The organism is Gammaproteobacteria bacterium, from assembly GCA_024235095.1.
Classification (GTDB): domain Bacteria; phylum Pseudomonadota; class Gammaproteobacteria; order Competibacterales; family Competibacteraceae; genus UBA2383.
The window spans coordinates 1,515,523-1,541,804 of the sequence record JACKNC010000001.1; the positions used below are offsets into that span (position 1 = coordinate 1,515,523).

At 57.4% G+C, this 26,282-nt stretch carries 21 protein-coding genes and 5 tRNA genes; 11 read left to right on the top strand and 15 right to left on the bottom strand.

The features are described from left to right. Positions 1 to 11: 11 nt before the first annotated feature. From H6973_06695 to H6973_06760, 14 genes are all read right to left on the bottom strand, one after another. Positions 12 to 284, bottom strand: coding sequence for an HU family DNA-binding protein (locus tag H6973_06695; GenBank protein MCP5125321.1), 273 nt, complete (start codon positions 282 to 284; stop codon positions 12 to 14). A gap of 151 nt (positions 285 to 435) precedes the next feature. Beyond that, on the bottom strand, positions 436 to 2,880 hold the full coding sequence (gene lon, locus H6973_06700) for an endopeptidase La (protein ID MCP5125322.1): 2,445 nt from the start codon (positions 2,878 to 2,880) through the stop codon (positions 436 to 438). Next, complete coding sequence (locus tag H6973_06705; protein ID MCP5125323.1) at positions 2,877 to 3,029, bottom strand: hypothetical protein; 153 nt, start codon at positions 3,027 to 3,029, stop codon at positions 2,877 to 2,879. The genes lon and H6973_06705 overlap by 4 nt, the downstream gene beginning before the upstream one ends. Further along, a complete protein-coding gene (gene clpX, locus H6973_06710) occupies positions 2,998 to 4,284 on the bottom strand; it encodes an ATP-dependent Clp protease ATP-binding subunit ClpX (GenBank protein ID MCP5125324.1) in 1,287 nt (428 codons plus the stop codon). Before clpX ends, H6973_06705 begins: the two co-directional genes overlap by 32 nt. An 80-nt stretch (positions 4,285 to 4,364) precedes the next feature. Further along, positions 4,365 to 5,006: an ATP-dependent Clp endopeptidase proteolytic subunit ClpP gene (gene clpP / locus H6973_06715; protein MCP5125325.1), complete on the bottom strand. Its 642-nt coding sequence runs from the start codon at positions 5,004 to 5,006 to the stop codon at positions 4,365 to 4,367. Beyond that, positions 5,003 to 6,400 (bottom strand): trigger factor, encoded by a 1,398-nt coding sequence (locus H6973_06720; protein ID MCP5125326.1) that lies wholly within the window; start codon positions 6,398 to 6,400, stop codon positions 5,003 to 5,005. Before H6973_06720 ends, clpP begins: the two co-directional genes overlap by 4 nt. 111 nt (positions 6,401 to 6,511) lie before the next feature. After that, positions 6,512 to 6,596, bottom strand: a tRNA-Leu gene (locus H6973_06725). Between the two features lie 185 nt (positions 6,597 to 6,781). Continuing rightward, positions 6,782 to 6,857, bottom strand: a tRNA-Lys gene (locus H6973_06730). Positions 6,858 to 6,906: 49 nt separating this feature from the next. Continuing rightward, positions 6,907 to 6,982: transfer RNA gene (locus H6973_06735), tRNA-His, on the bottom strand. Positions 6,983 to 7,013: 31 nt separating this feature from the next. After that, a tRNA-Arg gene (locus tag H6973_06740) sits at positions 7,014 to 7,090 on the bottom strand. A 31-nt stretch (positions 7,091 to 7,121) separates the two neighbouring features. Beyond that, positions 7,122 to 7,198: transfer RNA gene (locus tag H6973_06745), tRNA-Pro, on the bottom strand. A gap of 89 nt (positions 7,199 to 7,287) precedes the next feature. Beyond that, complete coding sequence (locus H6973_06750) at positions 7,288 to 8,724, bottom strand: cysteine--tRNA ligase (GenBank protein MCP5125327.1); 1,437 nt, start codon at positions 8,722 to 8,724, stop codon at positions 7,288 to 7,290. A gap of 221 nt (positions 8,725 to 8,945) precedes the next feature. Next, positions 8,946 to 10,274 carry an MmgE/PrpD family protein gene (locus H6973_06755; GenBank protein MCP5125328.1) on the bottom strand — a complete coding sequence of 443 codons (1,329 nt, stop codon included), beginning with the start codon at positions 10,272 to 10,274 and terminating at the stop codon, positions 8,946 to 8,948. A 77-nt stretch (positions 10,275 to 10,351) separates the two neighbouring features. Further along, entirely contained in the window at positions 10,352 to 11,299 is a 948-nt protein-coding gene (locus H6973_06760) for a CHAD domain-containing protein (protein MCP5125329.1), read from the bottom strand. Between the two features lie 230 nt (positions 11,300 to 11,529). On the opposite strand from H6973_06760, the gene H6973_06765 reads away from it, so the two are divergent. The 6 genes from H6973_06765 (at position 11,530) to H6973_06790 (ending at position 18,486) form a co-directional block, all read left to right on the top strand. Then, positions 11,530 to 13,083 (top strand): glucan biosynthesis protein, encoded by a 1,554-nt coding sequence (locus H6973_06765; GenBank protein MCP5125330.1) that lies wholly within the window; start codon positions 11,530 to 11,532, stop codon positions 13,081 to 13,083. Continuing rightward, positions 13,065 to 13,556: a hypothetical protein gene (locus H6973_06770; protein ID MCP5125331.1), complete on the top strand. Its 492-nt coding sequence runs from the start codon at positions 13,065 to 13,067 to the stop codon at positions 13,554 to 13,556. The genes H6973_06765 and H6973_06770 overlap by 19 nt, the downstream gene beginning before the upstream one ends. A 32-nt stretch (positions 13,557 to 13,588) precedes the next feature. After that, positions 13,589 to 15,649, top strand: a complete 2,061-nt coding sequence (mdoH, locus tag H6973_06775) for a glucans biosynthesis glucosyltransferase MdoH (protein ID MCP5125332.1) — start codon at positions 13,589 to 13,591, stop codon at positions 15,647 to 15,649. Between the two features lie 48 nt (positions 15,650 to 15,697). Then, positions 15,698 to 17,107: a F0F1 ATP synthase subunit beta gene (locus tag H6973_06780; GenBank protein ID MCP5125333.1), complete on the top strand. Its 1,410-nt coding sequence runs from the start codon at positions 15,698 to 15,700 to the stop codon at positions 17,105 to 17,107. Further along, entirely contained in the window at positions 17,107 to 17,514 is a 408-nt protein-coding gene (locus H6973_06785) for a F0F1 ATP synthase subunit epsilon (GenBank protein MCP5125334.1), read from the top strand. The genes H6973_06780 and H6973_06785 overlap by 1 nt, the downstream gene beginning before the upstream one ends. A gap of 135 nt (positions 17,515 to 17,649) precedes the next feature. Continuing rightward, complete coding sequence (locus H6973_06790) at positions 17,650 to 18,486, top strand: ABC transporter substrate-binding protein (protein MCP5125335.1); 837 nt, start codon at positions 17,650 to 17,652, stop codon at positions 18,484 to 18,486. Positions 18,487 to 18,613: 127 nt separating this feature from the next. On the opposite strand, the gene rpsT is transcribed toward H6973_06790, so the two are convergent. Continuing rightward, entirely contained in the window at positions 18,614 to 18,880 is a 267-nt protein-coding gene (rpsT, locus tag H6973_06795; GenBank protein ID MCP5125336.1) for a 30S ribosomal protein S20, read from the bottom strand. A 161-nt stretch (positions 18,881 to 19,041) separates the two neighbouring features. Between rpsT and murJ the strand changes: the two genes are divergently transcribed. The 5 genes from murJ (at position 19,042) to H6973_06820 (ending at position 26,212) form a co-directional block, all read left to right on the top strand. After that, positions 19,042 to 20,577 carry a murein biosynthesis integral membrane protein MurJ gene (gene murJ, locus H6973_06800; protein ID MCP5125337.1) on the top strand — a complete coding sequence of 512 codons (1,536 nt, stop codon included), beginning with the start codon at positions 19,042 to 19,044 and terminating at the stop codon, positions 20,575 to 20,577. A gap of 88 nt (positions 20,578 to 20,665) precedes the next feature. Further along, positions 20,666 to 21,748 (top strand): bifunctional riboflavin kinase/FAD synthetase, encoded by a 1,083-nt coding sequence (ribF, locus tag H6973_06805; GenBank protein MCP5125338.1) that lies wholly within the window; start codon positions 20,666 to 20,668, stop codon positions 21,746 to 21,748. 23 nt (positions 21,749 to 21,771) lie between these two features. Beyond that, positions 21,772 to 24,606 (top strand): isoleucine--tRNA ligase, encoded by a 2,835-nt coding sequence (gene ileS, locus H6973_06810; GenBank protein MCP5125339.1) that lies wholly within the window; start codon positions 21,772 to 21,774, stop codon positions 24,604 to 24,606. 35 nt (positions 24,607 to 24,641) lie between these two features. After that, the gene (gene pyrC / locus H6973_06815; protein MCP5125340.1) at positions 24,642 to 25,676 is read left to right on the top strand and encodes a dihydroorotase; all 1,035 of its coding nucleotides are present in this window, start codon (positions 24,642 to 24,644) and stop codon (positions 25,674 to 25,676) included. 146 nt (positions 25,677 to 25,822) lie between these two features. Then, positions 25,823 to 26,212 (top strand): phasin family protein, encoded by a 390-nt coding sequence (locus H6973_06820; protein ID MCP5125341.1) that lies wholly within the window; start codon positions 25,823 to 25,825, stop codon positions 26,210 to 26,212. The last annotated feature ends 70 nt before the right edge of the window (positions 26,213 to 26,282 follow it).

Here is a 26,282-nt window from a genome sequence, read left to right on the forward strand (position 1 = left end):
AAAAAGAACAATTATTTTACCGCATCCTTAAGCGTTTTACCAGCCTTGAAAACCGGCGCCTTGCTGGCCTTAATTTCCATGGGTTCACCGGTTTTCGGGTTATGGCCCGTCCGCGCCGGACGCTCTCGTATCGAAAATGTGCCAAAACCGGTTAACACGACGGTTTCTCCCCCCTTAAGGGCTTTGCTCACCGCATCGAGCACCGCGTCAACCGCTTTGCCTGCCGCGGCTTTGGACAGGTCAGAAGCTTGGGCGACCGTTTCGATCAGTTCAGTCTTGTTCATATCCTTTCCTTTGCAATGTTATGTATTGTTCAGCAAGACGCCATGGTGCAGAATATAGAGACTGCCGCCCGGCGAGTGCAATGAGAAAGCGCCTTATAACAGGGCGCTTAAAGCAGTGTCAATTAGCGTGCTAAAACATTCTCTGAGTGTCTCAGTGAGCACGCACTCCCTCCAATGCGTTACCCGTTTTGACCGCGGGTTCTGGCGTTGCCGGTTCCTCTGGTTCGGTCGTCTCACGGGATCGAGGTTGCGGTATGGTTAACAGGGCGATCTCCAATACCTGATCGATCCAGCGTACCGGACGCACATCAAGTTTTTCCATAATATTTTTAGGAATTTCAGAGAGATCTTTGCGATTTTCCTCGGGAATCACCACGATCGAGAGGCTGCCTCGATGCGCCGCCAGCAGTTTCTCTTTCAAGCCGCCAATCGGCAACACTTCGCCGCGCAAGGTGATTTCGCCGGTCATGGCCACGTTGGCGCGTGCGGGAATGCGGGTCAGCGCCGAAACCAGCGCCGTACACATGCCGATGCCGGCGCTCGGGCCATCCTTGGGCGTTGCCCCTTCCGGGACATGGATATGCACATCGAATTTCTGATGAAACTCCGGATCGATGCCCAGCGCTTCGGCGCGGCTGCGCACCACCGTCATTGCCGCCTGAATGGATTCCTGCATCACCTCGCCCAGGTGACCCGTATGAATCAGCTTGCCCTTGCCGGGCACCAGCGCCGCTTCGATGCGCAGCAGTTCACCGCCCACCTCGGTCCAGGCCAGTCCGGTGATCTGTCCAACCTGATCCTCTTCCTCGGCCAGACCGTAACGGAAGCGACGCACACTCAGATACTTCTCCACATTATCCGGCGCAATGACAATAGTGTTTTCAGTCGGCTTCAGGGTGACTTCTTTAACCACTTTACGACAGATCTTGGCGATCTCTCGCTCCAGATTACGCACCCCCGCCTCGCGAGTGTAGAAACGGATGATATCGAGAACCGCTTCTCCAGTAATTTCCAGTTCGCCTTTCTTCAACCCGTTGTTCGTCATCTGCTTGGGAACCAGATAACGTAAGGCAATATTGAGTTTCTCGTCCTCGGTGTAGCCCGGAATGCGGATTACTTCCATGCGATCCAGCAGTGGCGGCGGGATATTGAGCGAGTTGGCGGTCGCAACGAACATCACATCCGACAAATCGAAATCGACTTCCAGATAATGGTCGCTGAACGTATTGTTTTGCTCGGGGTCGAGAACTTCCAGCAGTGCGGATGAGGGGTCGCCGCGAAAATCCATCGACATCTTGTCGATTTCATCGAACAGGAACAGCGGATTGCGCACCTCGACCTTGGCCAGGTTCTGAATGATCTTACCAGGCAACGAACCAATGTAGGTGCGGCGATGCCCGCGAATTTCCGCTTCGTCGCGCACGCCGCCCAGCGACATCCGCACAAATTTCCGGTTGGTGGACCGGGCGATGGAGCGTCCCAGCGAAGTCTTGCCCACTCCGGGTGGCCCTACCAGACAGAGAATAGGACCCTTGAGCTTACGCGCCCGCTGCTGGACCGCCAGATATTCGAGAATCCGCTCCTTGACCTTTTCCAGACCATAGTGGTCGGTTTCCAGAATACCCTCGGCGGCGACCAGATCCTGGTGAATTTTGGTGCGCTTTTTCCAGGGGACGCTGACCAGCCAGTCTACATAGTTACGCACGACGGTCGCTTCGGCAGACATCGGCGACATCATTTTCAGCTTGTTGAGTTCAGCCTGCGCCTTGGCCTTGGCTTCCTTGGGCATCCCAGCCTTTTCAATCCGTTGCGCCAGATCCTCGATCTCGTTGGGCACGTCTTCCAGATCGCCGAGTTCCTTCTGGATCGCTTTCATCTGTTCATTCAGATAGTACTCGCGCTGGGTTTTTTCCATCTGTTGCTTGACCCGCGAGCGAATGCGCTTTTCGACTTGCAGGATGTCGATCTCGCCCTCGACCAGCGCCAGGAGGTATTCAAGCCGTTCGCTCAACTCCGGGATTTCCAGAATTTTCTGTTTCTCATCCAGTTTCAGGGTCATGTGCGCGGCAATGGTATCCGCCAGTCGGCATGGATCCTCGATGCCGGAGATCGAGGTCAGCACTTCGCCGGGAATTTTCTTGTTCAGCTTGACATACTGATCGAAAGTGCCGAGTAGCGAACGCACCAACGCTTGTGCTTCCTGAGTTTCGCCTTCCTCGGGGATTGCCTCCAGCATCGACACGCTGGCAATAAAACACGCTTGGGTTTCGGTATAGTGGTGAATGCAGGCGCGCTGGCTGCCCTCCACCAGCACTTTGACCGTGCCGTCTGGCAGGCGCAGCAGCTGCAGGACATTGGACAAGGTGCCGATGTCATACAAATCATCGATGCCCGGATCGTCGACTTCCGCGCCGCGCTGGGCGACCAGGACAATGCGTTTATTGCTTCGCATAGCCAGGTCGAGGGCGTGAATGGATTTTTCACGGCCGACAAACAGCGGGATGACCATGTGCGGATAGATGACCACGTCGCGGAGAGGCAGAACGGGCATCAGCGCGGGACCAGGCAAAGGGTCGAATTGGGTATTCTGCTTCATGACAGGCAGTTCCTGGTGCGGTTAACCAGATCGCCGACCGGCGCGGCCATCTCGGTCGTGGGCAATTCGGTCGTGGGCAATCCGCCGCTCACGCTGGCGAGCGGTCGGTAAACGATATCAGTCTTGACCGGCGGCGCGCCGCTCAACATTCTCGTAGATGAAATAGGGTTTGGCGCGACCGTCCACCACGGAATCATCGATGACCACTTTATGCACACTTTGCATACTGGGCAAATCGTACATAGTGTCCAGCAAAATGTGTTCGAGAATGGTTCTCAGACCCCGCGCCCCGGTCTTGCGTTCCATCGCGCGGCGCGCTACGGCCTTGAGCGCGTCATCGCGTAGCTCGAGTTCGCTGCCTTCCATTTCAAACAGCTTTCTAAACTGCTTGGCAATGGCGTTCTTGGGTTCAGTCAGAATGCGCACTAGGGCATGCTCATCCAACTCGGTCAGGGTCGCGACGACCGGCAACCGACCAACAAATTCCGGGATCAGGCCGTACTTGATCAAGTCCTCCGGCTCCACCTCCATCAACACTTCACCGACCGTCTTGCCGCCGTCCTTGCTCTTGACTTCGGCGGAGAAGCCGATGCCACCCTGCTCGGAACGGCTGCGGATTACCTTGTCCAGTCCCGCGAACGCGCCGCCGCAGATAAACAGAATATTACTGGTGTCGACTTGCAGAAATTCTTGCTGCGGATGTTTGCGCCCACCCTGTGGCGGTACCGAGGCTAGCGTTCCTTCGATCAGTTTCAGCAGGGCCTGTTGTACGCCTTCACCGGAAACATCGCGGGTAATGGACGGATTGTCCGATTTACGAGAAATCTTATCAATTTCATCGATATAGACGATACCAGTCTGGGCTTTTTCGACATCATAATCGCACTTTTGCAGCAGTTTCTGGATGATGTTTTCTACATCCTCACCGACATAACCGGCCTCGGTCAGGGTCGTCGCGTCAGCGATGGTAAATGGGACGTTCAGCAGACGCGCCAGGGTTTCCGCCAGCAGGGTTTTGCCGGAACCTGTTGGGCCGATCAGCAGAATATTGCTTTTGGTCATCTCGATCTCAGGAGGTCGGCCCCGGCTGGCGCGCTGCAATTCCTGGCGTTTATAGTGATTGTAAACGGCGACTGATAACACCTTCTTGGCGCGTTCCTGGCCAATCACATACTCATCGAGAACCAGTTTGATGTCGTGCGGCTTGGGCAACCGGCTGGCGGCAGCCGGCGCACTCTCCTCCATTTCTTCGCGAATGATGTCATTACACAACTCGACACATTCATCGCAAATAAAAACATTCGGTCCAGCAATCAGTTTACGCACTTCATGCTGGCTTTTACCACAAAAGGAACAGTACAACAGTTTGTCGTCGTCGCTCCGGTCACTTCGGTTTCTACTCATTTTGCCATTCCTCATCGTCGCGCGGTTATTGGCTGCGACGGTCCCTCGCCTGCGTCACCGGTATCGTTGAAAGATCGGAATCAGCTTGCCGCTGTCGTCGCGAGCAGGCGCTGGCTGAGCACGGCGTCAATCAGCCCGTACTCAACAGCCTCTGCGCCGCCCATGAAGTTGTCGCGGTCGGTATCCACCGCGATCCGCTCGACGGGCTGACCAGTGTGCCGGGCCAGGATGCGATTCAGCCGGTCGCGAACCAGCAGGATCTCCCGGGCATGAATATCGATATCGCTGGCCTGGCCCTGGAAACCGCCCAGGGGTTGGTGAATCATGACGCGCGAATGCGGCAGGCAAAATCGTTTACCTTTGGTCCCGCCCGTCAACAGCAAGGCGCCCATGCTGGCAGCCTGACCCACACACATGGTGCTAATGTCCGGCTTGATGAATTGCATGGTGTCATAGATGGCCAAACCGGCGCTGACCGATCCACCCGGCGAATTGATATAGAGATGGATGTCCTTGTCCGGATTTTCAGCCTCCAGGAACAGCAACTGCGCAACCACCAGATTAGCAGCGTAATCCTCAACCGGTCCCACCAGGAATACCACGCGCTCTTTGAGCAAGCGGGAGTAGATGTCATAGGCGCGCTCGCCGCGCGCGGTTTGTTCGACGACAATCGGAACCAGATTGAGCGCCCGGGTGACGGGTAAAGACGCGCTTTCATTCATGAAGAAAGCTCCTGACCGGTTGAAATGGCCGGTTGCTCAAGAGAAGAGAGCATCTCTGCGTCGGCGGATTGCTGATTTGCCAGGATCGCAGGGTGTTGCAGGGGAGCTGTCACCTCAGCAAAGGTGCTGGGTTTTTCGGTGATCTGCGCGCGCGCCAGCACCCAGTCGATGACTTGATCTTCGAACACCAGACCTCGCACATTGTCCATGGTCTTTGGATTTTGCTCGCACGCGCTCATCCACTTCTCCGGCTCTTCGTAGGCCGCCGCCAGCGACTTCAGAAAGGCGCGCACTCGTTGTTCGTCAAGCTGGATATGATTGCGGGTCGCCAGATCGGTAAGCAGAAGCCCTATCATGAGTCGACGGCGGGCCTGGGCGCCAAACAAGTGGTTCTTGACCGGTTGCAGGGCTTCTTTGTTCTCGGTGTTGACAGAGAATCCCATTTGGGTCGCCATTTGGTCGACTTCCTGGTCAATCAGCGCTTGCGGCAGCGCGATTGGGTTGGCTTGCAGCAGGCCCTCAAACACTTGATGTTTGATTGAGGTCTTGATGCCCTCGCGTAGCTCGCGCTCCATGTTATCGCGCAGCGATTGACGCAATCGGGCCATGCCGCCTTCTTGGATGTCGAATCGCTCAGCAAAGGCGTCGTCAACGTCGGGCAGTGTGGCTTCCTCGACGAGATGGATTTTGACCTGCAGGTGGACCGTTTGACCCGCGACGGCTCTAGCGGAGTAGTCCTGCGGGAAGGTTACATCGAATTCCGTTTCGGCACCGGAACTCAGACCGATCAGTTTTTGCTCCAACTCCGGGAGCGTCATCTTTCTGCCAAGAATCAGGGAAGCGTTTTTCGCCTGGTGGCCAGGGAAAGATCGGTCATCGATAGCGCCGTCGAAATCGAGTTGCAACCGGTTGTTCCATTCCGCCGGATGTTCCACCGGGTTCCAGCTTGCCTGCTGCCAGCGCAGGTTTTCGACCATTTCGTCGATATCCTGTTCGGTGACTTCCGCCACGGGCCGTTCGATCTGAATCGTCTCGAAACCGGTCGTTTGAAAGGCGGGCATGACCTCGAAGGTGACCGAGTATTCGAAGTCCTGTCCTTCCTCGAGAGGCTTGGGTTCGATCCTGGGTAGGCTGAGCGGATTGAGTTTTTCCTGCATCAGCGCATCGCGCAGGCTTTGCTCCATCAGCTCGCCAGCGACCTCAGCCTGTACTTTGCCTCCATGCAATCGCTTCACTATTTTGAGCGGCACCTTGCCCGGACGGAAGCCCGGCATTTTAACCTGCTTGGACAGTGCTTGCAGCCGGCTCTGGATTTCCCGGGTCACCTGTTCGGCAGGCACCTGCACGGTGACCCGGCGCTCCAGATCGCTCAGCGCTTCAACTGAAACCTGCATCGATACACCTCAAAAACCGGTTATTAGAATGATATTAGGCGAATCCATCCATGCAGATACGCATCTAGGCGCCATGAACAGGTCCATCGTATCCTGGATGTGTGGTGTGCATGGTGCGAAAGGGGGGACTCGAACCCCCACGGGTTACCCCACTGGAACCTAAATCCAGCGCGTCTACCAGTTCCGCCACTTTCGCAGTGGGAATATAATCCGCCACGACAAGCCATAAAATCCTTGCGTAGGAAATGGCCAGTACAGTAAAACACCTGTATACAATTATACAATACACAAACAGCGCTGCTTCCGGCACAGGAACTGGCTTGCAGCAGGAGTCAGAGCGGTCGGCAACCGAGGAAGGAGTGCGCTTGGGATGTTTAAAGGTGGTGGGCCGTGTAGGACTCGAACCTACAACCAATTGATTAAGAGTCAACTGCTCTACCAATTGAGCTAACGGCCCAAAGCCGGTTGTGCATGGAACCAAGGGTTGTTCCGAAAAAGCCTCATTATGGGGTGGACGATGGGATTCGAACCCACGACGACCGGATCCACAATCCGGGGCTCTACCAACTGAGCTACGCCCACCATTAATCTGATCATTGACCTGACCGGGGATTGGCGCGCCCGGCAGGATTCGAACCTGCTACCCTCAGCTTAGAAGGCTGATGCTCTATCCGCATGAGCTACGGGCGCATCGTTTTACGCCGTCAACCAACCCGCGTGATGGTCGGGGTAGGGGGATTTGAACCCACGACCCCCTGCTCCCAAAGCAGGTGCGCTACCAGGCTGCGCTATACCCCGTATTTGCTCAGTGGATGCTGACGATCTCGCGCCTCCATGCAGGAATATAGAATTTTATTGGTGAAACCGGGCTATCGTCAAGCCGGTTTTTATTCCCGACGCCAAATTGTGCCTTTTGGCGTGTCTTCGAGAACAATTCCCACCTCTTGTAATGCTCTGCGAATGCGATCGGCCTCGGCCCAGTTCTTTGCCTGACGGGCGGCGGTACGTTCAGCGATCAATTCATCGATCCTACTGTCGAGCAGGGTCGAGACTGCGACAATGGCCACTGAATCACCTTGTCCAGTCGCTTGTATGCTCCCTCTAACAGGCAACAAACCTTTACGATACTTTTCCGGGTCTTCCTGAAGCAATCCTAAAAACGCTCCCAACTGTTTGAGAGTCGCACTCAACCGGGTCGCTATTGTTTCATCGTTAGCGCGCAGGCGATTGATTTCGCGCGCCAGATCAAACAACACCGCCAGCGCTTCGGGGGTGTTGAAATCATCATCCATGGCCTGAGTAAAACGCATCCGCCAGTTTTCTTCGAGCGGTGCATCCATCACCGGGAGGCCGTAGAGCGCAGTATAGAGCCGATCCAGCGACGCTTTGGCATGATCCAGATTTTCATCAGTGTAATTGAGTGGCCCTCGATAATGACTGGACAGGATAAACAGCCGCACCACTTCCGGTTGATAGCGTTGCAAGACATCTCGCACCGTGAAAAAATTGCCTAATGATTTGGACATTTTCTCTTCGTTGATTTGAACGAAGCCATTGTGCATCCAGATATTCACATAAGGCTGGCCGCTGGCGGCCTCGGATTGGGCGATTTCATTCTCATGGTGCGGGAATTTTAGATCCATGCCGCCGCCATGAATGTCGAAATGCTCGCCCAGGCAATGTGTGGACATAGCGGAGCATTCGATATGCCAGCCGGGCCGGCCCGGTCCCCACGGCGATGGCCAGCTTGGTTCACCCGGTTTAGCCGCTTTCCACAGCACGAAGTCCAGCGGGTCGTCCTTGGCTTCTTCGACATCAATCCGCGCGCCGGCCCGCAGATCCTCCAGTTTCTTATTGGCGAGTTGTCCATAACGCTCAAAGCGGCTTACGTCATAGTACACATCGCCGCTGCTGCCGACGTAAGCGAAACCCTTATCTACCAGGGTTTGAATCATAGCGAGTATGTCGGCCATCGCTTCGGTGGCGCGCGGCTCCCAGGTTGGCGGCAGAATGCCCAGCGCGTCCAGATCTTCATGCATGGCCTGGATAAAGCGATGGGTTAAGGCGTGGAAATCCTCACCGTTTTCCTGCGCGCGGCGGATAATTTTGTCATCAATGTCGGTAATGTTCCGCACATAGGTGACGTCATAGCCCTTGATCCGCAACCAGCGCAACACAATATCAAAGACGACCATCACCCGGGCATGGCCGATATGGCAATAATCATAGACCGTCATGCCACAAACGTACATCCGCGCCTTGCCAGGTTCAATGGGTCGGAATTCTTCTTTTTGACGGGTCAGGCTGTTGAAAATCTGGAGCATAGAGAATTCTCTCAAAAAGTCAGGAAGGGCGGTAAACCTCCAAATAAAAAGGGCCGGGCAATGAGGCCCGGCCAAAAACCACCAAAGGAGGATGTGCAGTAGACTAAGCAGAAGCTATAGCGCCCACTACACGAGGATCATTTTAACAAAAAATTTAGAGTAAACATACTATTTCTCGTTGTTTTTCGGCAAAAAACAACATTTGTTGTGCAAACAATAAGTTATCCTCCATTATTTTGCTGCACCGCCAAAAAAACCGGCGGTTCCGGCAAGGGCGGCAACGCAGAGTCATCGGACAGCGCCAAAATTGCGTCGATCAACCGGTCTGCCTCATGCACGCCGCCATAACTCATTAGCATTCGCGCTTTGGCGATCAATTCTACAGGCGACAGCGGAGCCTCAGGATCACCCTTGGCGTGAGTCCGTTGCATCGTCAACCGTTCTCCGTCGTGAGTGATCACAGTTACCGCACTGCCCCAGGCGTGGGGATAGGCTGAAGCGTAAGGTTCAGCCAGACGCAGCGTGACTCGCTCCCGCAACGCCGCCAGCCCCGTCCGGGCTGGTTCAGCAAAAGCATCGAAATTCATAGACTCACGCGTCAGCGCCGCTGCAACGCAGTGCTGAAGTGAAAACTTGGCCTCATAATCACTCTGCGGCAAGGGCCGGTCGCAGACTTCCAGAGCCGCAGCGTAGGTTTCCACTTCGATCTGTTCAATCGCTTCAGCAGTGACCTGGCGACGCAGTTCGCGTGCGGCGTCGACCGCTGGATGAGTATGCCGGCAGGACGGCCAGGGCTTAATCGACGTTTGCAATAACTGCCAGGGCGCATCAGGATCACGGATCACCGCTTCGGGGTCGGCGTCGGGGCAGGTTGCGGTAAACCAGCCTTTGGCCCCTTCCAGGATATTCGGCGGTCCAGTAAAGCCAAAGCGCGCCAGATCCGCCGCTAACACCCCGGCTTCGGCCGCGCATCCGGCATGTAGATGCTTGGTCATGGCGCCGGCCTCCAAAAACTGCCAGAGGCCGGCGGACTGGGCACCGGCATTGCCCAGGGCGTGAACCGTCGTTGAGGGGTCAAGGCGCAACAACGCTGACGTCGCCATCGCCGAGCCATAGGGTCCACAAGTGCCGGTGTTATGCCAGATGCGGTAATGGGAAGGACCGACCGCCATCCCCACCCGAGTCGTGGCCTCGAACCCCCACAACACCGCCTTGAGCATGGCGTGGCCGCGAATGCCCTCCCGGCCAGCCACCGCCCAGGCTGCTGGTACGACGACGCAACCGGGATGCACGACCGAGGCGCGATGCAAATCGTCGGTTTCCAGAATATGAGTCAGCGATCCAAGCAGAAAGGCGTTACGTTCAGCGTCAGTTGCCTCGGTCGCGCCTGCCCAACGTAGCAGAATCGAGCCAGGTTCGCTGATCCGCCCCGCCATGGCATTAGCCATGGCATCCAGCGTCAGCAAGGCGGCCTGTTGCAGATCGGTCGCCGCGACAGGCTTGGCCATAATCAGTTCGGTCAGTTGCTGGGTGAGGGTCGGTTTGGACATGATGCGGCGCTCCGGAATCAGATGAAACGAAACAGGTTTTCTCTCCTTAATTATAGTCTTCTGATCGGAGCGCCTCCTCAATCCTTCCAGGGACGCTCACATTGCCGGTATTGTTCCCAAATTTCCTTGAACTGACGTTCATGCTGGTCCAGCCGGCAGCCATACCAGCCTTCGATGACTTGCCGAGCCGCAGAAATAGCGTTCAGCTTCGCTTCATCCAGTAAACGGCGTGCCACGCTAATGTCATTCATAATCCCCAAGCAGTCCTGCAAGCGGGACATGGCGCTCAGATACGCCTTGACCGCAGGGGCAGGGTACAGACTGGCGAAAAAATCCAGGGCATAGCGTAATTCCTTGATGCGGATGCGCAAGGCGTGCCGTTCTGTGGCCGACAACTCCGCGAATGCTTCGCCACGACTCACCACTTTACGGTGATTTTTTTCGAGCAAGGATGTGGAAAATCGTAGAATCGGCTCCGTCAGCTGCTCACGCTGTTCATCGCTCAAGCTTTCCCGCCAGGCGCGGTGATCCAGCCACTCGGCGAAGCGTTGCCGCAACAACGGATAGCGCGGCTGTTTCAGCGCCTCATGTAGCGTTTGATAGTGATGTTGACGGATTGTCGCCGCCTTGGCGCGAAACAGGAGCAGGCCGCGTTTGCGTGGAAAATGGGCAAAAACCGGCGCCATGCCTTCTTCCAGGAATACATCCCAGTCCCGAGCAGATCCCAGGTGCTTATTTAACCAGCGAATATCCTCGACCAGCGCGGCGCTGCCCTCGCGCGGGATTAAGGGACGGAAGGTTTTAAGGCTGGAGCGCAGCCGTCGGAAAGCCACCCGCATTTGATGGACCCCTTCAGTTTGGCCATCCAGCACTGCCGCACGATTGGCCTCAGCATGGCTCAAACAGGCGCTGATGATAGCGACAAAAGCCTCTTCGCCGGGGGTTTCGATCGTCAATTCAACGGGACTGGCCTTGACGTGGCGCGGCGCGTCCGCCGACAGGCGTTTTTTTGGAGGGTTAGTCATAATATATTCAATTTATTAAATAAAATAAACAGGATACTTCATGAGCAACCGTCTGCGCCCCTTCCTCAGTCCTTCCCTGCTAGAAAGCGGGTGAACACTGACTTCTAAAGCAAGATAGTCGCGACGCTTAGACCGCAATACAATACCGTTTTTATTCCTTACCCTAAACTGATCATTTGAATTCCACTGAGTCCAAACGCCGACGGAGCCGTGACGTTGTGAAACTGCAAATGTTGCTGAGTGTTGTTGTGTTGGTGAGTGTTTGTGCGAGTCCAGTAGCCAGTTGGAGCGCGCCGAATGTGCCGGAGGCGACCCCAGCCGCCACGCCTCCGCCCAAGCGATTCAATTTCGCCGATGTGCGTCGTCGCGCCGAGGTGTTGGCTACGCAACCCTTCAAGGTGCCAGGTAATAACTTGCCCGAATTTTTCCAGGTGCTGGATTACGATCAATATCGGGATATCCGATTTCGCGCGGATAAAAGTCTATGGCGCAACGAAGCCCTGCCTTTCGAGGTTCAGTTCGTTCCACTAGGATTTTTGTTCAAACAGCCCGTCATTGTTAATGTCGTTGAGGAAGGCGAAAGTCGGCCGATTGAATACGCCAATGATCTATTCGATTTTGGCAAGAATCAGGTGCCTGACAACCTGCCCAAGGATTTGGGGTTCTCGGGTTTTAAGGTGCTTTATCCCCTTCACATCGATGGTCGCTACGATGAGGTTGCGGTGTTTCAGGGCGCAAGCTATTTCCGCGCCGTCGGCCAGAATCAGAACTATGGCATTTCCGTGCGTGGCCTGGCGATTGACACCGGTCTGCCGAAGCTCGAAGAATTTCCCTTTTTCCGTGAATTCTGGCTGGAAAAACCCGGCAAGGACGCTACCGAACTGACCGTCTACGCGCTGCTTGATAGCCAGAGCGTGACTGGCGCTTACCGGTTTGTCATCAAACCGGGCGTCAACACGCAGATTGAAGTGAGAGCCAATCTGTTTGTTCGGGAAGAGGTCCAGAAATTCGGGATTGCGCCGCTGACCAGCATGTTCTTTCACGGCGCATTGAACGAACGATTCTTCGACGATTTCCGTCCCCAGGTGCATGACTCGGACGGCCTGCTGATGGTCAATGGCAACGGGGAATGGATCTGGCGGCCTTTGAATAACCCGACCCGACTGCGGATCAGCGCCTTTCAGGATCAAAATCCGCGCGGTTTCGGTTTGCTGCAACGCGACCGGGACTTTGACGATTATCAGGACCTGGAGGCGCATTACCACATTCGTCCCAGCGTTTGGGTTGAGCCACAGGGCGAATGGGGCAAAGGGTCGGTGCAGCTGATCGAAATTCCCAGCGACGCCGAGCGCTACGATAACATCGCCGCATTCTGGGTTCCGGAAAAACCGGTCCAGCCAGGTCAGCAACTCGAATACAACTACCGGCTGTACTTCTTCCTGGAGATACCCAGTTTGTCGCCGGGCGGGCGCACCCTGGACAGTCGAGTGGGCGCGGGCGGCGCCGGCGACCTGGATTCCTCGCGCCGTCGCTTCGTGATTGATTTTGGCGGCGAGCGCCTGGCGCAGCTGGCGGATGATGCGCCGGTCGAGGCGGTGGTCACTGGCTCCAGTGGCCAGATCGAAAATGTGGTGACCCACAAAAATCTACATACTGATGGTTGGCGGGTGTCCTTTGAACTGCTGCCACAGGGAGAGAAGCCCGCTGATTTACGCTGTTTCCTGAAACTCGGCAATGACGTACTGACCGAAACTTGGAGTTATCAGTGGACCGTAGCAAAGTAGGCGCGGCGCGATCGTATTGGACGCCATCGACGGCGGCGCCGGCCATATCTGATGAAGCGTGCCTGGATTGCCTGAAGGACTACTGGAAAGCGCTGGGCGTGAGCGATCCCTATCTGGCGCTGGCCTTGAGCGAGCAAACGCTACGACGCCTGGTGGAACCGGCAAGGGATGAGGAATCCAGGCTGGCGCGCGCCATTATCGCCGCCGGCGAATTGCTGGACGACTGGCTGGCGAACGCGCTCGAACTCCCCCGCCCCTCGCGGATGCTCACGGCGGCGCGGGCGGCGTTGTTGAGTGGAGCGGCGCCGGATTGGCCGGCGGCGCTGTTTGCTCCGCCGGGTGCGGCGGGGCCAGCGTTGGAGCAGATACGCCTGGCCATCGCCGAACCGACCCCAGCGTCCAGTCCCAGCGCCATGCCTGCGCAACGGATTGAACTGTTTTCATGGCTGAGTTTTTTGCGCCTTCGATCTTAAAACCTAAAACTTAAAACCCAACGGAATCTGTTATGGCGCAATCTCTCCGACCCGTAGTAACCGGACATACCCTACGACGGTTCATTTTTTTTCTGCTGGTCATTTTGACATCGCTGATCGCGCTGGGTCTGTTAATCAGCGTGTTTCAAACCGACGGCTTCAGCCCGATGGAATTGCTGTTGCTGTTCCTGTACACGATCCTGTTTGCCTGGATCTGTATCTCTTTCTGGACCGCTTTCATGGGTTTCTGGGTGATTCTGTTCGGGCGCGACTGCTGGGCGATTTCCCGCCAACCACCGGATATCCCTTCTCACTTCACTGCATCGCCGCCGCGCACCGCCATTTTGATGCCCATTTATAACGAGGATTCGGAACGGGTATTTGCCGGGCTGCGCGCCATCCACCAGTCGCTGGAAGACATCGGTCAACTTGACGGTTTTGACTTCTTCATCCTCAGTGACACCCGCGATCCAGAGGTCTGGGTTGAGGAAGAACTGCGCTGGCGGGACATGGTGCAGGCGCTGGATGGCAAGGGCCGCATTTTCTATCGCAACCGACCGGAGAACACCAGCCGCAAGAGCGGCAACCTGGAGGATTTCTGTACGCGCTGGGGCGGGCAGTATCGCTATATGATCGTACTGGACGCCGACAGCATTATGCAGGGCCGAACTCTGACGGAGATGGTGCGGTTGATGGAATTGCATCCGTGCGTGGCGCTGATTCAGACCCCGCCGGTCCCGATCAATCGCGAGTCGCTGTTTGCCCGGATTTTACAATTCGCCAGCAGTCTTTATGGGCGCATGTTCACCGCCGGCCTGAATTACTGGCAACTCGGTGAGAGTAACTATTGGGGCCATAACGCGATCATTCGCATCCAGCCCTTTCTGGACCATTGCGGCCTGCCCAAACTACCGGGCCGCGAACCGTTCGGCGGCGAAATTCTCAGCCATGACTTCGTGGAAGCAGCGCTATTGCGCCGGGCAGGCTGGGAAGTGTGGCTGGCCTATGACCTGGAGGGCAGCTACGAGGAAATCCCACCAACGTTGATCGACTACGCCAAGCGCGACCGGCGCTGGTGTCAAGGCAATCTTCAGCATTTGCGACTAGCGTTCGCCCGTGGTTTCAATTTCCTGAGCCGGCTGCATTTCCTGATGGGCGTGATGTCCTATGCCGCCTCCCCACTGTGGCTACTGTTTCTGGTCGCGACCGGCATCGAAGCGTTCATTCAGACTCAGCAGGACCCCGTGTATTTCTTTGGGGAAAATTGGATGCCGGTATGGCCGGTATCGTTCGCGGTGGAGATGACCACGGTGCTGCTGGTCACCCTGACCATGCTGTTTCTGCCGAAACTGCTGGCCTTGCTCCTACTGCTCAAGGAGAAGCGACTGCGCTGCGCCTATGGCGGTATACTCAAGGCATCGCTGAGCGTGGCTCTGGAAACAGTGTTTTCGGTGTTGACCGCGCCGGTGCTAATGCTGTTTCAGACCAAGTTCGTGCTGGCGATTCTCATGCGGCGGGCGGTGGGTTGGCCGCCCCAGCAACGCGGCGATCATCAGACCGGCTTGGTGGAAGCGGCCCTGGCCCATGGAGGCCATACTCTGATGGGTATCGTGGCGGGAGCCCTAAGCTATTTTTACGTCCCGGCGTTTTTCTGGTGGTTTACGCCGGTACTACTGGGACTGGTATTGTCGATACCGGTATCGATGTTGTCCAGCAGCATGACCCTGGGTCGCCAGGCGCGCGTGATGGGCCTGTTTCTCACTCCGGAAGAGACCGATCCGCCGGCAGTGTTGCACCATTTGACGGATGACCTGCAAGAAAGCGAAACGGTATTGCCAGCGCTGCGAGATAAAACCGCCAGCCGCTTCCTGCAAGCGCTGATCGATCCGTATGTGAATACTCTGCATCGATCGCTGTTGCCGGAACGCGAACCGCCTGGCAAACGCCGCCGACACTATCTGGAAGGATTAATTCATCAGTTGGAAGAAGAAGGAATCGACAGTTTGAGTCCAGCCCAGAAGCGTGAGTTGATCGCCGATCCCGAAATCCTGCTGCGGTTGCATGCCCTGTTCTGGACACGGCCATTGACTTAACCGATAGCTTTTGCAGGCAGAGTTTGAGCCTGATGGTTGAATTGGAGCATGTCCGTGAACACCCTGCGCTTGACGCCGACTCCAAGCGCGTCTGAGCTGCATGGCGCGATCACTGCGGTGCGCGGCAGCGTGGTCGATGCGCGATTCCCCGGCCACTTGCCGGCCCTGCGCCAGCAGCTGCGCGCCGGGCGTGAGGGTTTGGTGATCATTGAAGTCAGCGCCCATCTGGCTACCGACACGGTGCGCGGCATCGCCCTGACGCCTACGCAAGGTCTGGCGCGCGGCGATCCGGTGCGCGACTGCGGCAGCCCACTGACCGTGCCGGTCGGAGCGGAATTATTGGGGCGAATGATTAATGTGTTCGGTCAAACCATTGACGAGGGTCCAGCGCTGGCTGGAGCGGAACGACGCTCGATTCACCAGCCGCCCATCCCGCTGGCGCACCGCCGAGTCGGTTTGGAAATGTTCGAGACCGGCGTCAAGGTCATTGATTTGCTATGCCCGCTGGAACGCGGCGGCAAGACTGGCCTGTTCGGCGGCGCTGGCGTCGGCAAGACGGTGATTATCACCGAACTGATCCATAACATGGTGGGACGCTACCAGGGCGTCAGCTTATTCTGCGGCATTGGCGAGCGTTGCCGCGAAGCGGAGGAGTTGCACCGGGAAATGCGCGATGCCGGTGTGCTATCCAACGCCGTGCTGGTGTTTGGTCAAATGGACGAGCCGCCGGGCGCGCGTTTTCGCGTGGGTCACGCCGCATTGACCATCGCCGAGTACTTCCGCGATGTCGCCCGCCGTGATGTATTGTTGTTGATCGATAATATTTTCCGGTTTATCCAGGCCGGTTCAGAAGTGTCAGGATTAATGGGCCGGATTCCGTCGCGTGTCGGTTATCAATCGACCCTAGGCACGGAACTGGCAGAGCTGGAGGAGCGGATTTGCAACGCAGCGGGCGGGTCGATCACTTCGGTGCAGGCGGTTTACGTGCCTGCCGACGATTTCACCGATCCGGCGGCGGCGCACACCTTTGCCCATTTATCCGCCTCCCTGGTGTTGTCGCGCAAGCGGGCCAGTCAGGGTTTCTACCCTGCGGTGGACCCCTTGGCTTCCGATTCCAAACTACTGACGCCAGTGCTGGTGGGCGAACGGCACTACCGGATTGCCCAGGCGGTGCGCCGGACTCTGGCGGAGTATGAGGAACTCAAGGACTTGATCGCCATGCTAGGGTTGGAAGAACTGTCACTGAACGACCGGCGCACGGTCAATCGCGCCCGGCGTCTGGAACGTTATCTGACCCAACCGTTTTTCACCACCGGGCATTTCACCGGTCGTTCCGGGAAGAGCGTACCCTTGCCGTGCGTGCTGGACGATTGCGAGTCCATCCTTAATGACGACTGCGCGAACTGGCCGGAAGCGGCGCTGTACATGATCGGCGATCTGAGCGAAGCGCGGCGCTGATGCGACTGAAAGTGCTGACCCCGACGCAGACCCTGGTGGATGAGCCAGTGATTCGGGTTCACGCCGAAGGTCTGGAAGGTTCCTTCTGTCTGTTGCCGCGCCACCGCGATTGGGTGGCGGCGCTGCAACCGGGCATCGTCAGTTTCACCACGACCGAGGGTCGGGAGCGGTTTCTGGCGGTCGATCAGGGAGTGCTGACCAAGCGCGGCGCTGAAGTGTTGATTGCGGTGCGCCGGGCGGTGCGGGAGGATGATCTGGACCGGCTGCGACAGGTAGTGGACAACGAGTTTCGCCGACTGGATGAACAGGAAAAAATTGCGCGTAGTACGCTGGCGCGGCTGGAAGCGGGCATGATGCGGCGGTTTCTGGAATTAGGCGCGGGGGATTCCCGCAGAGAAGGTAGATGAGCGAACAACTTGCGGTGCTTCAAAGCATTCGGTTGCATCGTTGGGTTGGACGTACTTGCGTTACTGGCCGATCAGTTGGACATTCGACCACTGCTTGAGGAGGTCATCACACCATGAACGATACTTCGCCGGAAATTGGATAAGCTGATCGACGCCCTGGGCGTTCGCCATGCGCCTGCGAAAACGCCCGCCCGCATTGTATCCCTGGTGCCCAGCATCACTGAATTGCTATTCGCGCTGGGATTGGAAGAACAGATCGTGGGCCGCACCCATTATTGCATTCATCCCCAGCCGGCGGTCGCTGCCATTCCCAGCGTTGGCGGGACGAAAAAGCTCAAATATGCGCGATTACGAGCGCTGCAACCCACGCACGTTATCCTCAACATCGACGAGAATCCCCGGGAACTGGCGGAGCGACTGATAGCCGATGGTTTTCAGGTCATTGTCACCCATCCGCTGGCCCCGGAGGATAATCCGCCGCTCTACCGCTTGTTGGGCAGGCTTTTTCATCGTAAAGCAGAGGCAGAGCGCCTGGCGGCGGATTTTGAACGGGCGCTGGCTGCGTTGCGTCAGGAAGAGTGGCCCGTGCAGAAGGTCTTGTATCTGATCTGGCGAAAACCGTGGATAGGCGTCAGTCGCGAGACCTACATTGCCCGGATGCTGGCGCTAGTCAGTTGGGAGACGCTGCCGGCAGAGTCGGCGGCCCGCTATCCAGAGCTGGAACTGGATCGCTTCCTGCTGGATGCTGCTGATCTGATCCTGTTCAGCAGCGAACCGTATCGCTTCGAGGCGGCTGATTTGGAACGCTTCGCCCATGAGCACGACTGCCCGTTGGAGAAATTACGACTGATCGACGGAGAAATGACCTCGTGGTATGGCAACCGGGCCATCGAGGGACTGGCTTACCTGGGACGTTTCGCCAGGACGGCGTGCAATCCTGGTTGGGTTACCCAAAAAACAGATCACCCGTAGGTCGGGCACAGGACGCGCCCGACATGCAAGCTGTTGTCGGGCAACGTTTCGCTTATGCCCAACCTACCACTACCACTGTCTCTTTCACGGGCAGAGGGGATAGCGAATAAGGCGTGCGATGTTCCGTTCAGGCCGCCATAGCGCGAATATGATGGATCAGGCGGCTCTTGTGGCGGGCGGCTTTGTTGGGGTGGATTAAACCCTTGCGAGCCATACGATCGATGATCGGCACGGCGATTTGGTATTCCGACTCAGCTTTCGCCTGGTCGCCGGAGCCGATCGCTTTGATCACCCGCTTGATATAGGTGCGCAGCATGGACTTCATGCTGGCGTTGTGCTGACGATGCTTCTCCGCCTGGCGGACGCGTTTCTTTGCTTGGGCTGTATTGGCCAAAATCAGGACTCCTTAAAAACTCACACATCATTAGGATATAAAAAAGTCGATTACTATTGATGTTTCCAATCGGCCTGTCAATCCCCAATCCGGTGCTAACCGCTGACAGTTCCAGCCAATCCAGCTATCATCCGCGCCTTTCCACCCCCGGTAAAACCGTCATGAGCAAGGCTCTTCTCAAATCCACCGGCGTGGTCAGCGCCATGACGTCATTGTCGCGCGTCACCGGCTTTATCCGCGACATGATTTACGCGCAATTGTTCGGCGCTGGCGCCGGCACCGATGCCTTTTTCGTGGCCTTCCGCATTCCGAACTTCCTGCGTCGCCTGTTTGCTGAGGGAGCGTTCTCCCAAGCCTTCGTACCTGTGTTTTCGGAATATCAGACGCAACGCTCGCCAGAAGAACTGCGGGAACTGCTCGATCAGGTCGCCGGCACCCTCGGCGCGATCCTGATGTTCATCACCGCGATAGGCGTCCTGGCTGCGCCGGTGTTGATCCTGATTTTTGCGCCAGGCTTCACCGATGACGCTGACAAATACGAACTGACGGTAGAAATGCTGCGCATTACTTTTCCCTATCTGCTGTTCATTTCGCTGACCGCCCTGGCTGGCGGGGTGCTGAACAGTTGCGGGCGTTTTGCCATTCCCGCTGTGACGCCGGTGTTGCTGAACCTGACAATGATCGCCGCCGCTCTGTGGCTGGCGCCGCTGATGGAGCAGCCGGTAATGGGATTGGCCTGGGGGGTGTTCATTGCCGGAATCATTCAACTGGGTTTCCAAGTTCCGTTTCTACGCCAGGTTAAATTGTTGCCCCTTCCGCGCTGGGGGTGGGCGGCGCAAGGTGTGCAACAGGTGCTGAAATTAATGCTACCTGCCGTATTCGGTTCGTCGGTCGCTCAGGTCAACCTATTGATCGACACCCTGCTGGCCTCGTTTCTGGTGTCCGGTAGCGTCAGTTGGCTGTATTACTCCGATCGGCTGGTGGAATTTCCACTCGGTATTTTCGGAGTTGCGCTCGGCACGGTGATTTTGCCCCGGTTATCCCGGCAACATGCGAATGCCGCTCAGGGGGATTTCTCCCGCACTCTGGACTGGGCGCTGCGTTGGGCGCTACTGATTGGCGTACCGGCTACCGTGGCGCTGATCCTGCTGGCCGGCCCCATACTGTCTGCGCTGTTCCAGTATGGCGAATTCGATGCGCGTGATGTCGAGATGTCGGCCCGCAGCCTGATGGCGTTCGCCCTCGGTCTGGTGGCTTTCATGCTGATCAAGGTGCTGGCACCCGGTTTCTACGCCCGTCAGGATACCCGCAGTCCGGTCAAGTACGGTGTGATCGCTATGGGTGCCAACACGGCCATGGTGCTGATCCTGATCTGGCCATTGGCGCACGCCGGTCTGGCGCTGGCGACATCGCTGGCGGCGTTTCTCAACGCTGGGTTGCTATTTTTTAACCTGCGCCGGCGGGACATTTATCAGCCGCAACCGGGCTGGATGCGGTATTCGCTGCAATTGACGCTGGCCAATCTGGCGATGGGTGTGGTGTTGTGGTGGGGAACCGGCGATCTGGAAAGCTGGATTCAGGCCAGCGCCCACGAGCGGTTATGGCGTCTCGCCGGACTCATCGCGGCTGGCGGGGGAAGTTTCCTGCTGACGGCGCTGGCGGCAGGGATACGTCCCAGAGATTTGTTGCATGGGTAATGCCGATACGAACCCGGCTTTTGCATGAAATTCGCTGTCAACTCCGTATAATCACGAGCTTCGTGAATGTAAGGGCAGCGTAAACGGCATGGAATTCATCCGTGGTCAACACAATCTTCGTCCTCGACATCATGGCTGCGTGGCCACGATCGGTAATTTTGATGGGGTACACTTGGGGCATCAGGCGATCCTGGCCCAACTCGCCGAGCTAGCCGGGCGGTTGCGCTTGCCCCGGCTGGTGATTACCTTTGAACCACAACCCCAGGAATTTTTTGCAGGGCCTGCGGCGCCGCCCGCCCGGCTGATGCGGCTGCGCGAGAAATTGCTGGCCCTGGAGGGACTGGGTATCGAGCGCGTGCTGTGCCTGGCCTTCGACCAGCGGTTAGCGGCGATGCCAGCGGAGACATTTATCGAGGATCTGCTGGTGGCCCGGCTGGGCGTTCGTCATCTCGTAATTGGCGATGATTTCCGGTTCGGCTACCGCCGCGCTGGCGATTTCGCCATGCTGGTCAGCGCCGGTCAACAACACGGTTTCGAGGTCGTCGATAATAACAGCTATATGGTCGACGGCGAGCGGGTCAGCAGCACCCGAGTCCGGCAAGCGCTGGGGTGGGGTGATCTGGAACTGGCGGCGCAACTGCTGGGCCGGCCCTATGACATGTGCGGACGGGTGGCGCATGGCGACCGGCGGGGGCGCACCCTGGGTTTTCCAACCGCCAACATCTATCTGCACCGCCGGGCGACGCCGGTTTATGGCGTTTATGCCGTGGTCATGAGCGGGCCGGGCCTGAAGCTCTGGCCGGGCGTCGCCAACGTGGGCCGTCGTCCCACTGTGCAAGGCGTTCGCGAGCAACTGGAAGTTCATCTGCTGGATTTCCAGGGAGACCTCTACGGTAAGCATGTCAAAGTCGATTTCCTGCACTATTTGCGCCCTGAGCAACGCTTCGCCTCCCTGGACGCGCTGCGCCAGCAAATCCAGCAGGACGAGCAGGAGGCCCGCAACTGGTTTGCGGCGCGCGGGATTCTACAGGCTCCCTCCTCACCCTCAACCCCTCTTCCACCTGGGGAGAGAGGGGCAAATTCCTCATCCCCAACCTCTCTTCCATCCAGGGAGAAGGGGGTTCATCCTTCATCTTCCGCTGCTCTCCCGCAAGGAAAGAGGAGCGCCTGAGTACTGGTTTCCAGAGGTTCATCGTGGCCGATTATAAAGACACTCTCAACCTGCCCCAGACCGCCTTTCCCATGAAGGCTGACCTTGCCAGACGCGAGCCGGATTTGCTGCGTTATTGGCGGGAGCTGGATTTGTACCCTCGTCAGCGTGTTGAATTTGCGGGCCGGCCTAAATTCGTGCTGCACGATGGCCCGCCCTACGCCAACGGGGTGATTCATATCGGCCACGCTGTCAACAAGGTGCTTAAGGACATCATTGTTAAATCCAGGACGCTGAGCGGCTTTGACGCGCCCTACGTGCCGGGCTGGGATTGCCATGGACTGCCGATTGAGCAGGTGGTGGAAAAGAAACTGGGCAAAGTGGGCGTTAAAGTGGACGCTCATCAGTTCCGCGACGCCTGCCGGGCGTTCGCCGCTGAGCAGGTGGCCAGCCAGAGCGCGGATTTCCAGCGCTTAGGCATCCTCGGCGACTGGGCGAATCCCTATCTGACCATGGATTTCCGCGCTGAAGCCGACATCGTGCGCTCGCTGGCGCGTATTATCGCTAACGGCCATCTCTATCGCGGCTCGAAGCCGGTGTATTGGTGCATTGACTGTGGTTCATCGCTGGCGGAAGCCGAGGTTGAATATGAAGACCGCGAGTCGCAAGCGATTGACGTGCGCTTTCCGGTAGCGAACTCTGAAGCGCTACTGGCGCGGCTGCGGCATGTCGAGGGCCACACCGGTCAGGGACCTTTATCAGTAGTGATCTGGACGACGACGCCGTGGACCTTGCCGGCAAATCAGGCGGTGGCGCTCAATCCGGGGCTGGAATATGTGGTGGTTCAGGTCGAGACTGACCAGGGTCGAGAACGGTTGGTGGTTGCGGAGGCGCTATTGCAAGACTCACTGGCGCGCTGGAGGATCGACGATTATCTGGTATTGGCGCATGGCCTGGGCAACGATCTGGAAGGGCTGGCCTTGCGCCATCCGTTCTATGACCGGGAAGTTCCGGTGATTCTTGGCGATCATGTCACCACGGAAGCCGGCACGGGCGCAGTGCATACCGCCCCGGCCCATGGTCAGGAGGACTATGTGGTCGGGTCCCGCTACGGATTGCCGGTGGAGAATCCCGTCGGCCCGGATGGCAAGTTTTTGGCTGATACCCCACTGTTCGCCGGGCTGCATGTCTTCGCCGCCAACGAACGGGTGATCGACGCGCTCAAAGCGCACGGCATGTTGTTGCGCGTGGCTGGGTTGAAGCACAGTTATCCACATTGCTGGCGGCATAAGACCCCAGTCATTTTCCGCGCTACGTCGCAATGGTTCATCGGCATGGATCAACACGGACTGCGCGCCCGCGCCCTGGAAGAGATCAAAAAAGTTCGTTTCACTCCGGACTGGGGCGAGGCGCGACTGCAGGGCATGGTCGCTAACCGTCCGGACTGGTGCGTCTCCCGCCAGCGCTATTGGGGCGTACCGATGACCTTGTTCACTCATAAAAAAACTGGGGAGTTACATCCGCGCACCCAGGAACTGATGGAGCAGGTCGCGCAACGTATTGAACAGGGCGGCATCGACGCCTGGTTCGGGCTGGACCCGGTGGATTTACTGGGCGAAGAAGCGGCGGAGTATGACAAGGCGCCGGATACGTTGGATGTGTGGTTCGACTCCGGCACGACCCATCTTTCGGTGCTGGAGCGGCGTTCCGAACTGCATTTTCCGGCGGAACTGTACCTGGAAGGCTCGGATCAGCATCGCGGTTGGTTTCAGTCCTCGCTGCTGGCGTCAACCGCCATGCGCGGAGTTGCGCCCTATAAAGGGTTATTAACGCATGGTTTCACCGTCGATGCCCAGGGCCGCAAGATGTCCAAGTCGCTGGGCAATGTGGTCGCGCCGCAGAAAGTGGTCAATTCGCTGGGTGCTGACGTGTTGCGCCTGTGGGTGGCGGCGACGGATTATCGCGCTGAAATGGGCGTTTCTGACGAAATTCTCAAGCGCACCGCAGACTCCTATCGGCGGATGCGCAACACCGCCCGGTTTCTGCTGGCGAATTTGAACGGCTTCGATCCGGTGCAGCATCAAGTGCCTCCGGAACAGATGCTGGCGCTGGATCGCTGGGCGGTGGATCGCACCCGGCGCTTGCAGGAGGAGATTCTGGAGGCTTACGATCAGTATGTTTTCCATCTGATTTATCAGAAAATTCATAACTTCTGCTCGGTAGACATGGGCAGTTTGTACCTGGACATCATCAAGGATCGCCAGTACACCACCGGTCGCGACAGCATCGCCCGGCGTTCAGCGCAGACCGCCATGCACCATATTCTGGAAGCGATGACCCGCTGGCTGGCGCCGATTCTCAGCTTCACCGCTGAGGAAATCTGGCGGAACCTACCCGGCGAACACGGTCCTTCGGTGTTCCTGGCGACCTGGTATGAAGGCTTGTTCGCCGTGGATGACGCAGAGTCGTTGAACGCCGCCTGCTGGGAGCGCCTGATCACCGTGCGCGAGGCCGTGAGCAAGAAGCTGGAGCAGGCGCGGGTCGCGGGTGATATTGGCTCGTCGCTGGACGCCGAGGTGGATGTGTACTGTGATGGCGAACTGGCGGCGGATCTGGGACGGCTGGCCGATGAGTTGCGGTTCTTTTTGATCACATCCTACGCCCGCGTTCGTCCCTTGACCGAAGCGCCGGCAGACGCTGAAACGCTGTCTGTGAACGGTCAATCACTGGTGGTTCAAGTAACAGCCAGCGCGTATGACAAGTGTGTCCGCTGCTGGCATCATCGCAAGGATGTGGGGCAAAACGCCGAACACCCGGAACTGTGCGGGCGCTGTGTGGAGAATGCGTTTGGGATCGGAGAGGACAGGAGGTTTGCTTGAGAGAGAAGCCCTCTCTCAATTTATAGGAACCGGTTATGAATACGCTCACGCTGACCCGCCCCGACGATTGGCACCTTCATGTTCGCGATGGCGCTGCGCTGCGCGCGGTTGTTCCGCACAGCGCTCGGCAATTCGCCCGCGCGATCATCATGCCCAACCTGCGCCCTCCGGTCGCCACGACCGAACAGGCGTTGGCCTACCGAACGCGCATTTTGGACGCGGCGCCCACTGGGATGGATTTCCAGCCCCTGATGACGTTGTATCTAACCGACCATACATCGCCCGCCGAGATTGCCCGCGCCCAGGATTCGGGTCATGTCCATGCGGTTAAGCTTTACCCGGCGGGCGCTACCACCAATGCCGACGCCGGCGTCACTGCCATCGAAAAAGCGAGTCCCGTACTGGAGGCCATGCAGGCTCAGGGCATGCCCTTGCTGGTTCACGGCGAGGTTACCGACCCTGCGGTCGATATCTTTGACCGTGAGGCGGTATTCATCGCGCGGGTATTGATCCCACTACTCCATGATTTCCCGGAGCTGAAAGTGATCATGGAACATATTACCACGCAGGAAGCAGCCGATTTTGTAAGGGATGCGCCGGCCATGGTGGCGGCGACCATCACCGCTCATCATCTTCTCTACAACCGCAATGCGCTCTTTCAGGGCGGGGTTCGCCCACACTACTACTGTTTGCCGGTGCTGAAACGCGAGCGGCATCGCCAGGCGCTGATTAAAGCAGCGACCAGCGGCAATTCCAAATTCTTTCTCGGCACTGACAGCGCCCCGCATCCGCGCCAAGGCAAGGAAACCGCCTGTGGTTGCGCCGGTTGCTACACCGCTCACGCTGCGCTGGAACTGTATGCCGAGGTTTTCGAGGCCGCCGGCGTGCTGGACAAACTGGAAGCCTTTGCCAGTTTCCATGGCGCGGACTTTTACGGTCTACCGCGTAATACTGCAACAATCACCCTGCAACGCCGGGCAAATCCAATTCCCGAATCTTTCCCGTTCGGCGAGGACGAATTGATTCCACTGCGGGCCGGGGAAATTCTGAATTGGCGACTGGCGGATTGAATGGCTTGCCTGGAGCCTGATGCCTGGTTTCAATAGTATGTTCGCTCTAATTTTGCTTGCTAAAGTAACCTCAACAAAGGTTGAAACCCGCCGGGAAACATGAGAAACCGGCATCTGAATCAAGACCTTGAGTCGAGGAGAGTATCATGGCAAGCGTGGCGTTGAAGAATATTACCGAGGCTCCGGCCGTCGCCAATATCCGCGAATCAGCCAATCGCATCTGGCTGGCCGGTCTGGGGGCTTTTTCGAAGACCCAGGAAGAAGGCGAAAAATTGTTCCAAGCATTAGTCAAGGAAGGCGAGCAGGTTGAAAAACGAGCCAGAGAAATGACTGAGGCTCGGGTCGAAGAAGCCAGGGGCAAGGTCGTTGAACTCCAGGGAAAGGCGAGTCAACAGTTTGATCGCCTGGAAGAGCTGTTCCAGGAACGGGTTGCGCAAGTGCTTCATCGCTTGGGTGTCCCCACCCAGGAAGATATTCAGGAATTGACCCGGCGCGTCGAGGAGCTGAATCAAAGTGTTCTGGCGCTGAAGAAGTAATACCGTTTCTCGATAAGTTTCGAACCCTGGATTCCCCCCTTTAGCAAAGGGGGGTGAGGAGAGATTTGAA

What these genes read in the sequence shown, in the direction of transcription:
- ribF (MCP5125338.1), top strand. Translation starts at nt 20,666, where the DNA reads ATGGAATTCATCCGTGGTCAACACAATCTTCGTCCTCGACATCATGGC.
- clpX (MCP5125324.1), bottom strand. Translation starts at nt 4,284, where the DNA reads ATGAGTAGAAACCGAAGTGACCGGAGCGACGACGACAAACTGTTGTAC.
- murJ (MCP5125337.1), top strand. Translation starts at nt 19,042, where the DNA reads ATGAGCAAGGCTCTTCTCAAATCCACCGGCGTGGTCAGCGCCATGACG.
- H6973_06820 (MCP5125341.1), top strand. Translation starts at nt 25,823, where the DNA reads ATGGCAAGCGTGGCGTTGAAGAATATTACCGAGGCTCCGGCCGTCGCC.
- mdoH (MCP5125332.1), top strand. Translation starts at nt 13,589, where the DNA reads ATGGCGCAATCTCTCCGACCCGTAGTAACCGGACATACCCTACGACGG.
- H6973_06760 (MCP5125329.1), bottom strand. Translation starts at nt 11,299, where the DNA reads ATGACTAACCCTCCAAAAAAACGCCTGTCGGCGGACGCGCCGCGCCAC.
- pyrC (MCP5125340.1), top strand. Translation starts at nt 24,642, where the DNA reads ATGAATACGCTCACGCTGACCCGCCCCGACGATTGGCACCTTCATGTT.
- H6973_06765 (MCP5125330.1), top strand. Translation starts at nt 11,530, where the DNA reads ATGTTGCTGAGTGTTGTTGTGTTGGTGAGTGTTTGTGCGAGTCCAGTA.
- H6973_06705 (MCP5125323.1), bottom strand. Translation starts at nt 3,029, where the DNA reads ATGTTGAGCGGCGCGCCGCCGGTCAAGACTGATATCGTTTACCGACCG.
- H6973_06695 (MCP5125321.1), bottom strand. Translation starts at nt 284, where the DNA reads ATGAACAAGACTGAACTGATCGAAACGGTCGCCCAAGCTTCTGACCTG.
- H6973_06750 (MCP5125327.1), bottom strand. Translation starts at nt 8,724, where the DNA reads ATGCTCCAGATTTTCAACAGCCTGACCCGTCAAAAAGAAGAATTCCGA.
- lon (MCP5125322.1), bottom strand. Translation starts at nt 2,880, where the DNA reads ATGAAGCAGAATACCCAATTCGACCCTTTGCCTGGTCCCGCGCTGATG.
- H6973_06780 (MCP5125333.1), top strand. Translation starts at nt 15,698, where the DNA reads ATGTCCGTGAACACCCTGCGCTTGACGCCGACTCCAAGCGCGTCTGAG.
- clpP (MCP5125325.1), bottom strand. Translation starts at nt 5,006, where the DNA reads ATGAATGAAAGCGCGTCTTTACCCGTCACCCGGGCGCTCAATCTGGTT.
- H6973_06755 (MCP5125328.1), bottom strand. Translation starts at nt 10,274, where the DNA reads ATGTCCAAACCGACCCTCACCCAGCAACTGACCGAACTGATTATGGCC.
- H6973_06785 (MCP5125334.1), top strand. Translation starts at nt 17,107, where the DNA reads ATGCGACTGAAAGTGCTGACCCCGACGCAGACCCTGGTGGATGAGCCA.
- H6973_06720 (MCP5125326.1), bottom strand. Translation starts at nt 6,400, where the DNA reads ATGCAGGTTTCAGTTGAAGCGCTGAGCGATCTGGAGCGCCGGGTCACC.